Source organism: Burkholderia sp. AU31652 (assembly GCF_002223155.1).
Lineage (GTDB): Bacteria > Pseudomonadota > Gammaproteobacteria > Burkholderiales > Burkholderiaceae > Burkholderia.
On sequence record NZ_NKFG01000004.1, the window covers coordinates 1,004,485 to 1,019,152 of the forward strand.

Annotated in this window: 12 protein-coding genes; 3 read left to right on the top strand and 9 right to left on the bottom strand. The window is 67.2% G+C overall.

The window, feature by feature from the left end; all coding sequences use genetic code 11:
• Window positions 1-33: 33 nt before the first annotated feature.
• From esaR to def, 8 genes are all read right to left on the bottom strand, one after another.
• Window positions 34-735, bottom strand: coding sequence for a response regulator transcription factor EsaR (esaR, locus tag CFB40_RS17140; protein WP_021163978.1), 702 nt, complete (start codon window positions 733-735; stop codon window positions 34-36).
• Window positions 736-3,150: a sensor histidine kinase EsaS gene (gene esaS, locus CFB40_RS17145; protein WP_089426592.1), complete on the bottom strand. Its 2,415-nt coding sequence runs from the start codon at window positions 3,148-3,150 to the stop codon at window positions 736-738.
• Window positions 3,140-3,730 carry a DUF4390 domain-containing protein gene (locus tag CFB40_RS17150; RefSeq protein WP_039353770.1) on the bottom strand — a complete coding sequence of 197 codons (591 nt, stop codon included), beginning with the start codon at window positions 3,728-3,730 and terminating at the stop codon, window positions 3,140-3,142. The genes esaS and CFB40_RS17150 overlap by 11 nt, the downstream gene beginning before the upstream one ends.
• A complete protein-coding gene (gene rsmB, locus CFB40_RS17155; protein WP_089426593.1) occupies window positions 3,727-5,118 on the bottom strand; it encodes a 16S rRNA (cytosine(967)-C(5))-methyltransferase RsmB in 1,392 nt (463 codons plus the stop codon). Before rsmB ends, CFB40_RS17150 begins: the two co-directional genes overlap by 4 nt.
• A gap of 232 nt (window positions 5,119-5,350) precedes the next feature.
• Window positions 5,351-6,208: a zinc metalloprotease HtpX gene (gene htpX / locus CFB40_RS17160; protein WP_011353570.1), complete on the bottom strand. Its 858-nt coding sequence runs from the start codon at window positions 6,206-6,208 to the stop codon at window positions 5,351-5,353.
• Window positions 6,209-6,309: 101 nt separating this feature from the next.
• A complete protein-coding gene (locus CFB40_RS17165; RefSeq protein WP_089431847.1) occupies window positions 6,310-6,945 on the bottom strand; it encodes a LysE family translocator in 636 nt (211 codons plus the stop codon).
• A gap of 120 nt (window positions 6,946-7,065) precedes the next feature.
• On the bottom strand, window positions 7,066-8,049 hold the full coding sequence (gene fmt / locus CFB40_RS17170; protein ID WP_089426595.1) for a methionyl-tRNA formyltransferase: 984 nt from the start codon (window positions 8,047-8,049) through the stop codon (window positions 7,066-7,068).
• Window positions 8,050-8,083: 34 nt separating this feature from the next.
• A complete protein-coding gene (gene def / locus CFB40_RS17175) occupies window positions 8,084-8,587 on the bottom strand; it encodes a peptide deformylase (protein ID WP_089431848.1) in 504 nt (167 codons plus the stop codon).
• A 185-nt stretch (window positions 8,588-8,772) separates the two neighbouring features.
• On the opposite strand from def, the gene dprA reads away from it, so the two are divergent.
• The 3 genes from dprA (at window position 8,773) to CFB40_RS17190 (ending at window position 13,329) form a co-directional block, all read left to right on the top strand.
• A complete protein-coding gene (gene dprA, locus CFB40_RS17180; RefSeq protein ID WP_179255281.1) occupies window positions 8,773-10,122 on the top strand; it encodes a DNA-processing protein DprA in 1,350 nt (449 codons plus the stop codon).
• Window positions 10,123-10,158: 36 nt separating this feature from the next.
• Window positions 10,159-10,539: a thioredoxin family protein gene (locus tag CFB40_RS17185; RefSeq protein ID WP_039353754.1), complete on the top strand. Its 381-nt coding sequence runs from the start codon at window positions 10,159-10,161 to the stop codon at window positions 10,537-10,539.
• A gap of 192 nt (window positions 10,540-10,731) precedes the next feature.
• Window positions 10,732-13,329 (top strand): DNA topoisomerase III, encoded by a 2,598-nt coding sequence (locus tag CFB40_RS17190; RefSeq protein WP_089426597.1) that lies wholly within the window; start codon window positions 10,732-10,734, stop codon window positions 13,327-13,329.
• Between the two features lie 126 nt (window positions 13,330-13,455).
• Here CFB40_RS17190 and CFB40_RS17195 read toward each other — a convergent pair whose 3' ends face one another.
• Complete coding sequence (locus CFB40_RS17195) at window positions 13,456-14,505, bottom strand: LysR family transcriptional regulator (protein ID WP_089426598.1); 1,050 nt, start codon at window positions 14,503-14,505, stop codon at window positions 13,456-13,458.
• Window positions 14,506-14,668: the final 163 nt, after the last annotated feature.

Here is a 14,668-nt window from a genome sequence, read left to right on the forward strand (position 1 = left end):
TCGTTACTTGATCAAGTACTTTCACGAAATATTTTATACGGCGCCTTCGGACGGCTTCTTGCCGAGCTCGACGCCGAGCTGCTTGAGCTTGCGATACAGGTGCGTGCGCTCGAGGCCCGTCTTCTCCGCGACGCGCGTCATGCTGCCGTTTTCGCGCGCGAGGTGATATTCGAAGTACGCGCGCTCGAACGCATCTCGCGCTTCGCGCAACGGGATGTCGAACGGGATCGCGGCCGTCTGGCCCGCAAGGCCGAGTGCCGAAGCCATGTCGTCGCCGAGCGTCGGCAGCGCGGCCGCGGACGCCACCGCAGCGGGCCCCGCCGCCTGCCCCGCACCGGCCTTCGCCGCCGCGTTCGCGGACACCGGTGCCGCACCGCGTGCGAGACCGTGCTCGACGGACTTCAGCAGCTTCTGCAGCGCGATGGGTTTCTCGAGGAAATCGAGCGCGCCGATCTTCGTCGCCTCGACGGCCGTATCGATCGTCGCGTGCCCGGACATCATGATCACGGGCATCGTCAGCAGCCCCTGCGCCGCCCACTCCTTGAGCAACGTCACGCCGTCGGTATCGGGCATCCAGATATCGAGCAGCACGAGATCGGGCGCCTGATTCAACCGGTATTCCCGCGCGGCCTGCGCGTTCTCCGCCGCCTCGACGACGTGTCCTTCATCGCTGAGGATCTCCGAGAGCAATTCCCGGATGCCCATTTCATCATCTACCACCAGGATGGTTGCCATTTACGCTGCCTTTGTCTGCTCACTTGCTTTTGTCTTGGCGGGGGCCGCCCCGTCCTGCACGCCCGATTCGGCGCCTGGCGCATCGCTCGCCATCTGCAGGAACAGGATCGACACCTGCGCACCCTCGACGGTCTCGCCGTGCATGCGATTGCGCAGATCGATCCGCGCACCGTGCTCATCGACGATCTTCTTGACCGTGGCCAACCCCAGACCCGTGCCCTTCGCCTTCGTCGTCACATAAGGCTCGAACGCGCGAGTCAGGATGCGCGCCGGAAAACCGGGCCCGTTGTCGGACACGGTAAGACGTACCGCGACGCGCGTTTTGCCCTCGGCGTCGGGATCGCCATATTCTACTGTCTTGGTTTCGATCAACACACGCGGATGCGCCGACTCCGCGACCGAATCCTGCGCATTCTGCAGCAGGTTGTGAATCACCTGGCGCAGTTGCGTCGCGTCACCGCGTATCACCGGCAGCGACGGCGCGAGCTCGGCGACGATCGCGCTCTTGCCTTCGCCCACACCGTACAGCCCGAGCACCTCGCTCGCCAGTTCGTTCAACTGCAGGTTCGAGAGCACCGCCGGCGGCGTGCGCGCGTATTCGCGGAAATCGTCGACCATCCGCTTCATCGCGGCGACCTGATTGACGATCATCGTCGCGCCGCGCTTGAGCACATCGGCATCGGGCGGGGCGAGCTTGTCGGAGAGCTTCATCTGCAGCCGCTCCGCCGACAGCTGAATCGGCGTCAGCGGATTCTTGATCTCGTGCGCGAGCCGGCGCGCGACCTCACCCCATGCAACTGAACGCTGCGCGGAAATCACGTCGGAGATGTCGTCGAACACGACGACGTAACCGGACGTCTGCGGATCGTCGGCCTGCCCCTCGACCGTCGATACGAGGCGCGTGCCGCGCACGAGCAACGTCAGCGGATCGGCTTCGCCCGGCACCTCGATCGCGAACTGCTGCTGCCAGTGGCCGCGATCGCCGCTGCCGCCGTCGGACGCCGCCTCGCGATCGGCAAACGCCTTGCGCACCATCGCGCCGAACCCGGCGGCCACGCCGATCCGGTCGAGCGTCGTGCCGATCAGCGTGTTGAACGGCTGCCGGAAGATCCGCTCGGCGCCGCGATTGGCCGTCGTCAGCCGGAACTGCCGGTCGAGCACGAACACGCCGGCCGTCAGGTTCGCGAGGATGCTCTCGAGATACGTCTTCGAATGCTCGAGCGCGACGCGGTTCTTCTCGACCGCGAGCCGCGCTTCGGACAACTGACGCGTCATCGCGTTGAACGACTGCGTGAGGAAGCCGAGCTCGTCGCGCGTCTTGATCTCGCGCTTCGGCGTGTAGTCGCCTTCGGTGACCTCCTTCGTGCCCTGCGCGAGCAGGAACAGCGGCCGCGCGAGCTGCTGGCCGAGCGCGAGCGCGAGCATCATCGCGATGAAGGTCGCGAGGAACAGCGCAAGCGTCAGCGTGCCGATGTACATCTTGCGCAGCCCCGTGCGGCCCAGCGACTTTTCCTGGTACTCGCGATACGCGCGCTGCACGGCGTCCGCGTTGTGGGCAAGCGTCGGCGGCACCGGCTGCGTGAGCTGCAGGAAGCGTTCCGCCGGCTGCAGCAACGACGTCGATGCATCGGGAATTGGCCGCACGACGCGCAACCGCAGCGCACCCTTCGCGCCGTGCGCGCGCGGGTCGCCGTCGACTTCACCCTCGATCGCCGCGTACGCGCCGTGTTCGCGCGCCTGGTTCAGCATCAGCGGCGTCGGCAGGTCGTCCGGAATCAGTGCCGCGAAATTGCCCGACGCCTGCGCGACGATGTGCAGGTCGGGCGCCGCACCCGAGCCGCCGCGGCTCGGCTCGACGATCGTCGCGTCCTGCACGCCGAACTGGTCGCGCAAGCGCAGCAGCGTGAGCGTCGTGCCGTTGGTGTTCGCATCGACGCTCGCGAGCTGGTCGGACATCAGCCGCGCCTTCGTCTGCAGATCGGACAGCGACGCATCGAGCATCCCGCGGCCGAGGTTCAGGCCGGCCGTCAGCGCCGTCTCGACGTTCACGTCGAACCACGACTCGATACTGCGCGACACGAACTGGTACGACACGATGTAGATGATCCCGCCCGGCACCACGCCGACGAGCGCGAAGAACACCGCGAGCTTCGCGAGCAGCCGCGTGCCGAACTTGCCCTTCCTCAGGCGCACGACGATCATCCCGATCAGCCCGAGCACCACGAGCAGGAACACGAGCGCGACGACGATGTTCGTCGCGTACAGCCACGAGTAGTAGCGGTCGAAGAATTCGGTGTTCGCGCTCGCGGCCGCGAGCAGCACGAGCAGCAGCAGCGCGGTCAGCGCGACGGTCGAGACGATCACGCGAATGAGGAGGCTCTTCCCGCTGGCCGCGCGGCGCACTTTATTTAGCACGTTCGGTCACCGTGAAGTTGAAGCGCTTCCAGTCGGACCCGAGCGTCCAGTCGCGGTTGTTCACGGCATCGACCTGGAACGGCTTCGGCATCAGCGCCGTATCGAGCTGCATCCGCACCGACGCCGTGTAGGTTTCACCGGCGCGCACCTGGTTGCGGTCGATCACGTGCCACGACGTGATGTGCCTGACGACCGCGAGCGCGTCCTTCAGCGACGGGAAACCGAGCTGCAGGCCGCCCGTCGACACGCGATACTCGCGCGTGAGCGGCTGGAACGACAGGCGGATCGTCTGCGTCACCGCCACCGGCTGCTCGTCGAACCAGTACCAGCGCGCACGGCTCAACTCGAAGTCGGTCGTGAAATAAAGCGGAATGCCCTTGTTGACGGCATCCTCGAGGTTCGGGTTCAGTTCGAAATCGAAGCGTGCGTCGAGCGCCCAGCCGCTTCCGTCGGACTGGAGCGACGCGCGCTGCACGGCGATCGACTCGGCATGCGCCGGCCGGACGACGGCCAGGCACAGCGTCAACGCGACCATCAGGACGGCCGCGAGCCGAAGTGGAAAAAGGTGTTTGATCGTCACCGTTTCTGAAACCGCGCGTAGAAAAATCCGTCGTGATCGGTGTTCTGGTCGAGTGCGCCGGCGGCCGCCCCTCCCTGCACTCCGCCCGGCAGCAGCTGGCCGGGGGCGTCCAATCGTACCGCATCTTCACAGGCCGCTTCAAACCAGCGGGCCTGCAGTTCGCCTTCCTCGGGGAAGACCGAACAGGTCACGTAAAGCAGTTCGCCGCCCGGCTTCACGAGCGGCCACAACGCCGCCAGGATGCGGCGCTGTTCCGCGACGAGCGCGGGGATGTCGGCCTCGCGGCGCAGCCAGCGAATGTCAGGGTGCCGACGCACGATGCCGGACGCCGAGCACGGCACGTCGGCAAGGATGCGGTCGAACGGGCGCCCGTCGTACCACGCGTCGGGGGCACCCGCATCGCCGACACGCACGTCCGCTTCGAGCGACAGTCGCACGAGGTTCTCGCCGATCCGTGCCGCGCGCGCGGCGTCGCTTTCCAGCGCGACGACTTCCGCATCGGCCAATTCGAGAATATGACCGGTCTTGCCGCCGGGCGCCGCGCATGCGTCGAGCACGCGCATGCCGTCGCGCGCACCGAGCCATTCGGCGGCGAGCTGCGCGCCGGCGTCCTGCACCGACACGACACCGTCGGCAAACCCCGGAATGCGATCGACCGGCAGCGCCGACGCGAGCCGCACCGCATGCCGGCCGATCGCAGTCGCGTCGATCCCGTTCTCGCGCAGCGTCTCGAGATACGCGTCGACGCTCGCGCGGCGCGCGTTCACGCGCAGCGTCAGCGGCCCTTGCCGCTCGCCGGCCGCGAGGATCGCCTGCCATGCGTCGGGCCACGCGCGCTGCACCGACGCGACCCACCACGCGCGGTAGTTCCAGCGCGCGACGACATCGTCCTGCAGCGCCGCGACGAGCGTGTCGCGCTCGCGCAGGAAACGGCGCAGCACCGCGTTGACCATCCCCTTCGCGAACGCGCATTCGCGGCGCGCGCCGATCACGGTCACAGCCTGGTCGACCACCGTGAACGCCGGATACGCGGCCTCGTCCGCCGGGTCGAGCAGCAGCGCGAACGCACCGGCGAGCACCGCGTGCACGTAGGCGGGCGGCGCCTTGCTGATGAGCCGGCCGATCAGCCAGTCCGCACTGCCGAGACGGCGCATCGTCCGGTAAGCGACGTCCTGCGTCGCCCCGCGCGCGAGCGCCTGCGCACCGGACGGCATCTGCGCGAATACCGCCGACAGCGCCGCCGGCAGCGCGGTGCCGCGCCGCACCGCATCGACCGCCTGCGCGGCCGCGTCGAGTGCGAAGCCGAGCGAATCGGGCGCGAGATGCAGCGCGGACAGGCGCGCCGGGCGGCCGGAAGAAGACGGAGCGGTAGAACGGGTTCGTGTCATCGGAGCAAATTCGGCAAACAAGCGCGGCCAACGGGCACAGCAAGCCAATGCGGCAAACGGCGGGATCGCGGCGCCCGTGGGCTCTGCCATCCCAAACCGGGCATTGTAGCGTGCGATGCTGCAGGCCCTTTGGCCCCTTTACGGCACGCGCAAATGAAACACCCCGCAGCGCGAAGCGTGCGGGGTGGTGTGACGGTCCCCGCGCGGCAACTGCCGCACGGTGTGCCGTGGCTTAGTCGAAGCGGCCGGTACGCGCCATCTCCATCAGGCGCGCGATGCGCTCCTCGGTGGCCGGGTGCGTCGAGAACAGATTCTGCAGGCCGCCACCGTGCAGCGGGTTCATGATCATCATCTGCGCGGTGGCCGGATGCTGCTCGGCCGCCTGGAACGGGATGCCCGCCGCATAGCGATGGATCTTGTCGAGCGCGGTCGCGAGCGATTGCGGATCGCCGGAAATCTGCGCGCCGCCGCGGTCGGCCTCGAACTCGCGAGCCCGCGAAATCGCCATCTGGATCAACGCGCCTGCGATCGGTGCGAGCAGCGCGACCGCGATACCCGCGATCGGGTTGGCCGGCCGGCCGTTCTCGTCGCGCCCGCCGAAGAACATCGCGAAGTTCGCGATGGCCGAGATCGCGCCCGCCATCGTCGCGGTGATCGTCGAGATCAGGATGTCGCGGTGCTTCACGTGCGCAAGCTCGTGCGCCATCACGCCGCGCATCTCGCGCTCCGACAGCACGCGCAGGATGCCCGTTGTCGCGGCGACGGCCGCGTGCTCGGGGTTGCGGCCCGTTGCGAACGCGTTCGGCGCATCCTCGTTGATCAGGTAGACGCGCGGCATCGGCAGGTTCGCGCGCGTGGCCAGCTCGCGCACCATCCGGTAGAACTGCGGCGCCGTGTTCTCGTCGACTTCCTGCGCGTTATACATGCGCAGCACCATCTTGTCCGAGAACCAGTAAGAGAAGAAATTCATGCCGAGCGCGAACAGCAGCGCGATCGTCATGCCCCGCGAGCCGCCGATCATCCCGCCGATCACGATGAACAGGGCCGTGATCGCGGCCATCAGCATCGCCGTTTTGACCCAATTGAACATACCCACTCCTTATCCGTCAGGGAACCCGCCGCGCATCAAAAGGGCGCGGCGTAAAATTGTAAGCGTTTTGTTAGATAAGGTCTTGCCGGAAAAATTCAATCTCACCGTTGCGATGTTGCAAGACGAAGACCGAGGCCGACGAAAGCGCTGCCGACCGTGCGGTCAAGCCATTTCTTGACGCCCGGCTTGCCGGAGAAGCGTGCCGTGACACTGCCCGCGACCCACGCGACGAGGCTGGTCCACACCGTGCTCATCACGACGAACACACCGCCGAGGGTCAGGAACGCCCATGCCTTGTGCGGGCTGTCGGCCGACACGAACTGCGGGAAGAACGACACGAAGAACAGCACGACCTTCGGGTTCAGCACGTTGGTCCAGAAGCCCTGCATGAACAGCTGGCGCAGCGGCTTCGCGGCTTGCGTGGCCGCCGTGCCCGACGGCTCGGCCGCCTGCTTCGCGATGATCATCCGCACGCCCAGGTAGATCAGGTAGGCGGCGCCGACCAGCTTGATCACCGTGAATGCGGCAGCCGACGCCGCGAGCAGCGCGGTCAGGCCGAATGCGCAGGCGAGCGCGTGAACGCAGCAGCCGGCCGAAATGCCGAACGCCGACATCAGCCCCGCGCCGCTGCCCTGCGCGACGCTGCGGCCGACGATATAGGCCGTATCGGGGCCGGGCGTGACGTTCAGCAGGAAGACTGCCAGCACGAAGAAGCCGAAATGGGTGATGCCGAACATGAAAACCTCGAAACCGGGGAGCGCAGGGAAATTCTACGCGCGCCTGCCGCGCCGCGCGACTCGACCATCCGGCCGATTGCGCACGCCCGGCAGGCCGTGTCGAATGGCGGTCAGGCAGCGTCAGGCAACGTCGGTCAGCGCGAAACGCTGGCCCGCGGCGAGCGGCGAGCCGGCCAGGAATTCGCGCGCGGGCAGCCGCTTGCCGCCCGGCTTCTGCAACTGCGTGACGCGCAGCGCACCGCTGCCGCACGCGACGACCACGCCTTCCGGCGCGGCTTCGACGATCGTGCCGGGCGCCGCGTCGCCGCGCGCCGCCACCGGCTCGGCTGCCCACAGCTTGATCGCCGCGCCGTCGAGCGTCGCGACGCCGCCCGGGAACGGATCGAACGCACGCACCTGGCGCGCAAGCACGTCGGCCGGCTTGCGCCAGTCGAGCGCCGCTTCGTGCTTGCCGATCTTTTCCGCATAGGTCACGCCGTCGGCCGGCTGCGGTGTCGCCGGCAGCACGCCGTCGCGCTCGAGCTGCACGAGCGCGTCGACGATCAGTCGCGCGCCTTCGGCGGCGAGCCGGTCGTGCAGCGTCGCGGTCGTCTCGTCGGGCGCGATCGCGATGCGCGCTTCCTCGATCATCGCGCCGGTGTCGAGGCCGATGTCCATCTGCATCAGCGTGACGCCCGTCTCGGCATCGCCGGCCTCGATCGCGCGGTGGATCGGCGCGGCGCCGCGCCAGCGCGGCAGCAGCGACGCGTGAATGTTGATGCAGCCGGCGCGCGGAATGTCGAGCACTTCCTGCGGCAGCAGCAGGCCGTAGGCGGCGACCACCATCACGTCATGCGGCGTCGAGCGCAGCAGCTCGATCGCGTCGGCCGCCTCGGCCGGGTACTTGCCCGCGCGGCGCAGCGACGGCGGTTGCGCGACGGGCATCCCGTGCTCGACGGCATAACGCTTCACCGCGCTCGCCTGCAGTTTCATCCCGCGCCCGGCAGGGCGATCGGGCTGGGTGAGCACGAGCGGCACCGGAAAACCGGCCTCGTGGATCGCGGCGAGGGCAGCCGCGGCGAATTCCGGCGTGCCGGCAAAAACTACGCGCAACGTATGGGTCATGACAGCGTTCGGGGTCGGGCAAGGCGAACGCGCGTTACATCGCGCGTTCGAGTTTCTTCATCTTCGTCTTGATGCGCGTCTGCTTGAGCGGCGACAGGTATTCGACGAACACGCGCCCCATCAGGTGATCCATCTCGTGCTGGATGCACACGGCCAGCAGGCCCTCGCAGTCGAGCTCGAAAGTCTCGCCCTGCTCGTTGAGCGCGCGCACGCGCACATGATCGGGACGCTCGACTTCGTCGTAGATGCCGGGCACCGACAGGCAGCCCTCTTCATAGATCTGCTTTGCATCGCTCGACCACACGATCTCCGGGTTGATGAACGCGCGCAGCTCGTTCTTCTCCTCGGAGACGTCGATCACGATCACGCGCTCGTGCACGTCGACCTGCGTGGCGGCAAGGCCGATGCCCGGCGCCGCATACATGGTCTCGGCCATGTCGGCGACGAGCTTGCGGATCCGGTCGTCGACCTTGTCGACGGGCTTCGCGACCTTGTGCAGCCGCTTGTCGGGGTAATGAAGAATATTGAGTAAAGCCATGGCGTTCGGTATTCGGTGGAGCGGCGTGCCGCATCGGCCATCCGGCCGGCTGGCGCTGCCGCCGGGATGCAATGAAGATGAGGCGGACGCGCGGCGAATCAATGCCGCGGATCACGCCTCCTGCAATTGGCCGGGCGCCTGCGCGCGCGGCCCTGTCGAGTATTTCGGATGATGAAAATTTTATCATGGCGCCACGCGGTCCGCTGGCCACCGCATTCGAGGGGCGCCTCATGTCGCCGCAAGCGCTGAGCCCCTCCGCCGTGCGCGCGTGGCTGCAGCTTGCGCATGCGCCCGGCCTCGCCCCGGCCGCACTGCAGGCACTGCTCGATGCGTTCAGCTCGCCGGACGCGCTGCTGCGTGCGCCCGACCACGCCATCACCGCCGTCACCAGCGCCGCCGCCGCCCTGGCCGTGCGCGCAAGCGAGCGCGGCGATCTCGACGCGCGCACCGACGCCGCGCTCGCGTGGCTCGACGCGCCGGGCAATGCGCTCGTCACGCTCAACGATCCGGCCTACCCGCCGCGGTTGCGCGACCTGCACGATCCGCCGCTGCTGCTATATGTAAAGGGCCGGCTCGACCTGCTGCATGCGCGCAGTCTCGCCGTGGTCGGCAGCCGCCACGCCACGCCGCAAGGGCTCGCGGACGCAACGCACTTCGCACGCGAACTGTCCGATGCCGGGCTGCCGATCGTATCGGGCCTCGCGCTCGGGATCGACGCCGCCGCACATCGTGGCGGGCTCGACGGCCGGTCGGGCACGGTCGCGGTGATCGCGACCGGCGCCGATCTCGTCTACCCGGCGCGGCACCGCGCGCTCGCCCACGAGATCGCCGCGCACGGCGCGATCGTGTCGGAATGGCCGCTCGGCACGCCGGCCCGCGCCGCCCACTTCCCGCAGCGCAACCGGCTGATCGCCGCGCTCGCGATCGGCGCGCTCGTCGTCGAGGCCGCGCCGCGCTCCGGCTCGCTGATCACCGCGCGGCTCGCGAACGAACTGGGGCGCGATGTGTTCGCGATGCCGGGCTCGATCCATGCGCCGCTGGCGCAGGGCTGCCACGCATTGATTCGCGACGGTGCGAAGCTCACGGCGGCGCCGCTCGACGTGCTCGAGGAATACGGGCTGGGTGAATCGAAGGCCGGCACGGCGGGCGGTGCGGCGTGTTCCGGGCATCCGTGCGCGGGCACCGGCAGCCTCCGCGAAACCGAAACCGCCACTCAGCGTGCCGCGGCCGATGTTATCCACAATGGCGATGCCGTTCCGGCCACCGCGTCCGCCCCAGACGAAGCACCGTCGCCGGCGCCACCGCTGCCCGCCACCACCCCAGCCGAGCAGGCCGTGCTTGCCGCATTGGGATACGGCCCCGTCACCTACGAATGGCTCGCCGAGCACAGCGGCCTGCCTGACGACGTACTGCACCGCGCGCTGCTGGCGCTGGAACTGGCCGGCCGCGTCGCCAGCCACCCCGGCGGGCGCTTCACGCGGCTTGACGCAGCGCGCACCTCGCCCGTGGACGGCGTGCTACATTCCCCCGCATAGGGGCGGCCAGGCCGCCGACGATACCCAAGGAAACCCATGCCCGCGCTGAATCTCGACACCGATGCGGATCGGATCGCCGAGCGCCTCGCCGATCCCGGCACGTTGCTCGTCGCCTGCCTGTGCGCCGAGTGGTGCGGCACGTGCCGCGACTACCGGACGGCCTTCGACCAGCTCGCCGACGCGCATCCGGATGCCTGCTTTGCCTGGATCGACATCGAAACGCATGCCGATCAGCTCGACGATCTCGACGTCGAGAACTTCCCGACCATCCTGATCGAAGATACCCACACCGCCCGCTTCTTCGGCACGGTGCTGCCGCATGCGGCGATCGTCGAGCGGATGCTGTCCGACCTGAGCGCGGTACCCGGTGCGCCGCACGCACCGAAATTGCGCAACATCCTGGCCGTCGAAGCCTGAATTCGCGAGCCGGCCGGTGGTTTAGCGCGCGTTTGCGCGCCCCGCCGCGCCGGGCGCTTGCCGCCGTTGCGCCCCCCCTCTATGATGAGCCGCTTTTTACGCGCTGAGCCGCCATTGCTGCGGCGTGTGCTATAAAGCGGTCGTAAAAGGGACCCACAACCGGCGAACCCGGTCTACCAACACACACCTGTCATGTCCAAAGCACTGATCATTGCGGAAAAGCCTTCTGTCGCGAACGACATCGCACGCGCTTTGGGCGGCTTTACCAAGCATGACGAGTATTACGAGAGCGACGATTTCGTCCTTTCGTCCGCTGTCGGCCACCTGCTGGAAATCGCCGCCCCGGAAGAGTACGAGGTCAAGCGCGGGAAATGGAGCTTCGCGCATCTGCCCGTCATCCCCCCGCATTTCGACCTGAACCCGATCGCAAAAAGCGAGTCGCGCCTCAAGGTGCTCACCAAGCTGTTGAAGCGCAAGGACGTCGACCGCCTGATCAACGCATGTGACGCGGGGCGCGAGGGCGAGCTGATTTTCCGCCTGATCGCGCAGCATGCGAAGGCGAAGCAGCCGGTCCAGCGCCTGTGGCTGCAGTCGATGACCCCGCAGGCGATCCGCGACGGCTTCGCGAACCTGCGCAGCGACGCGGACATGCTGCCGCTCGCCGACGCCGCACGCTGCCGCTCGGAAGCCGACTGGCTCGTCGGGATCAACGGCACCCGCGCGATGACCGCGTTCAACAGCAAGGGCGGCGGCTTCTTCCTGACGACAGTGGGCCGCGTTCAGACGCCAACGTTGTCGATCGTCGTCGAACGTGAAGAGAAAATCCGCCGCTTCGTCCCGCGCGACTACTGGGAAGTGAAGGCCGAATTCGCGTGCGCGGGCGGCTTCTACGAAGGCAAGTGGTACGACCCGAAATTCAAGCGCGACGAATTCGATCCGGAGAAGCGCGACTCCCGCCTGTGGAGCCTGCCGGCGGCCGAAACGATCGTCGCCGCGTGCCGCGACCAGATCGGCACGGTCTCCGAGGAATCGAAGCCGTCGACGCAGCTGTCGCCGCTGCTGTTCGACCTGACGAGCCTGCAGCGTGAAGCGAACAGCCGCTTCGGCTTCTCCGCGAAGAACACGCTCGGCCTCGCGCAGGCGCTGTATGAAAAGCACAAGGTGCTGACCTACCCGCGTACCGACGCGCGCGCGCTGCCGGAAGACTACCTGTCGACGGTCCAGTCCACGCTCGAGATGCTCAAGGAGAGCAACAACTACCTGCCGCATGCGAAGCAGGTGCTGGACAAGGGCTGGGTGAAGCCGAACAAGCGGATCTTCGACAACTCGAAGATCAGCGACCACTTTGCAATCATCCCGACGCTGCAGGCGCCGAAGTCGCTGTCCGAGCCGGAGCAGAAGCTGTACGACATGGTCGTGAAGCGCTTCCTCGCCGTGTTCTTCCCGGCCGCCGAATTCCGCGTCACGACGCGGATCACCGAAGTCGCCGGCCATCACTTCAAGACCGAAGGCAAGGTGCTGGTCGAGCCGGGCTGGCTGCAGGTGTACGGCCGCGACGCCGAAGGCGCGGATGCGAACCTCGTGCCGGTGCAGAAGGACGAGAAGGTGAAGACGGACGAAATCGCCGCCGTCGCGCTCGTCACGAAGCCGCCCGCACGCTACTCGGAAGCGACGCTGCTGTCCGCGATGGAAGGTGCCGGCAAGCTCGTCGAGGACGACGAACTGCGCGAGGCGATGGCCGCGAAGGGCCTCGGCACGCCGGCCACGCGCGCGGCGATCATCGAAGGCCTGCTCGGCGAGAAATACCTCGTGCGCGAAGGCCGCGAACTGATCCCGACCGCGAAGGCATTCCAGCTGATGACGCTGCTGCGCGGGCTCGGCGTGAAGGAACTCACCGCGCCCGAGCTTACCGGCGAATGGGAATACAAGCTGTCGCAGATGGAGCGCGGCAACCTCGGGCGCGAAGCGTTCATGCAGGAAATCGCCCGCATGACGCAGCAGATCGTGAAGCGCGCGAAGGAATACGATTCGGACACGATCCCCGGCGATTACGCGACGCTCGAGACGCCGTGCCCGAACTGCGGCGGCCAGGTGAAGGAAAACTACCGCCGCTTCGCGTGCACGAAGTGCGAGTTCTCGATCTCGAAGATCCCGGGCAGCCGGCAGTTCGAGATCGCGGAAGTCGAGGAGCTGCTGCGCGAGAAGACGATCGGCCCGCTGTCCGGCTTCCGCAGCAAGATGGGCCGCCCGTTCTCGGCGATCCTCAAGCTGTCCTTCGACGACGAGACGAAGAACTACAAGCTCGAGTTCGATTTCGGCCAGGACACCGGCGGTGAGGAAGGCGAAGCGCCCGACTTTTCCGCACAGGAGCCGGTCGGCGCGTGCCCGAAGTGCAAGGGCCGCGTGTTCGAGCACGGGATGAGCTACGTGTGCGAGCACTCGGTGGCCAACCCGAAGACCTGCGATTTCCGCTCGGGCAAGGTGATCCTGCAGCAGGAAATCACGCGCGAGCAGATGGGCAAGCTGCTGGCCGACGGCCGCACGGATCTGCTGCCGAACTTCAAGTCGTCGCGCACGGGACGCAACTTCAAGGCCTTCCTCGTGAAGCAGCCGGACGGCAAGATCGGCTTCGAGTTCGAGAAGAAGGAGCCGAAGGCCGCTGCCGCGAAGAAGACGGCAAAATCGGCGACGAAGGATGCCGAAACCGTGACGGAAGGCGCCGAAGAGAAACCGGCACCGGCTCGCAAGACCGCCGCCCGCAAGACGACGGCGCGCAAGACGGGCTCGTGACGGCCTGGCGGCCGGGCTCCCCGGCCATGCCGAACTCTGGCAGGCAGCCATAAAAAAACGCGGATCGATTGCTCGATCCGCGTTTTTCTTTGTGCCGGCGGCAACCGCCGCCAGGCCGTCGTGCCGTTACAGCGGCGACGGCGCCGCAACGCGCGTGCGCGGCGAACGCGGCAGACGCGGCGACAGGTTCGGGTCGGCCGCTTCCGGCTGCTCGGCACGCGTCTCGACACCGATCGGCGCGAGCGCCGAACTCTGCGCGGCCCACTGCTCGCCCATCGTCGCGTCGGTCGAGTGGCTGAAATGCTCGACGAGGTGGTCGATGAACGTCCGCACCTTCGCGGGCAGATGGCGCCGGCTCGGGTAAGCGATGTTGATCTCGACCTGCGGCAGCCGGAAATCCGGCAGCAGCCGCACGAGCGCGCCGCGCGCGATATCGCCGCCGATCAGGTAGCTCGGCAGAATCGCGACCCCCATTCCGAGCAGCGCGAACTGGCGCAGCATCGCGGTGTTGTTCGCGACGATCACATTGGTCGGGCGCACGCGCACTTCGCCGTCCGGCCCCGTGAACACACGCTCGTCACCCCAGTATTCGGTCGGCAGGCTCAGGCTCGGGTGCTCGGCGAGATGCTCCGGATGGGTCGGCACGCCGTGCTTCTCCAGGTAGCTCGGCGTCGCGCACACGGTCATGCAGCCGGTGGTCAGGCGCCGCGTGACGATGCTCGCGCTGCGCATCTGGCGCGTGACGACGATGCCGACGTCGAAGCCTTCCTCGACGAGATCGACCTGCCGGTCGACCAGCGTGAGATCCGGCACCACTTTCGGGAAATTCTCCGTGTACGACTGCAACACGGGCGCGAGGTTGTGCAGGCCGAACACGACAGGCGCAACGATGCGCAACGTTCCGACCGGCTCGTGATTGCGCGCAACGACCATCTGCTCGACGTCCTCGAGCTCATCGAGGATCTGGCGAGCACGCTCCAGATAGACCTGGCCCGACTCCGTCAGGGAAAGGCTGCGCGTGGTGCGGTTCAGCAAACGCGTGCCGAGCCGGCCTTCCAGATCGGCGACGTGACGCGTCGCGACCGCGTTGGAGATATCCATTGCACTCGCGGCCCGCGCAAAACTGCCGAGATCTGCAACCTTGACGAACACGCGCATCGACTGCAAATGATCCATAAACGACTCCTGCCGCTGTTACAACTTCAAAAAGATGAAGCAAATGCGTAATTCTCCTACGACAGCGGAAATGATGCAGAGTTGCTCAACAAGGCCCCGGTTGACGATAAAAATAGTCAAAAATCCTCGCCTTATGCGGATAGTTGATCCAATTATTCTGATT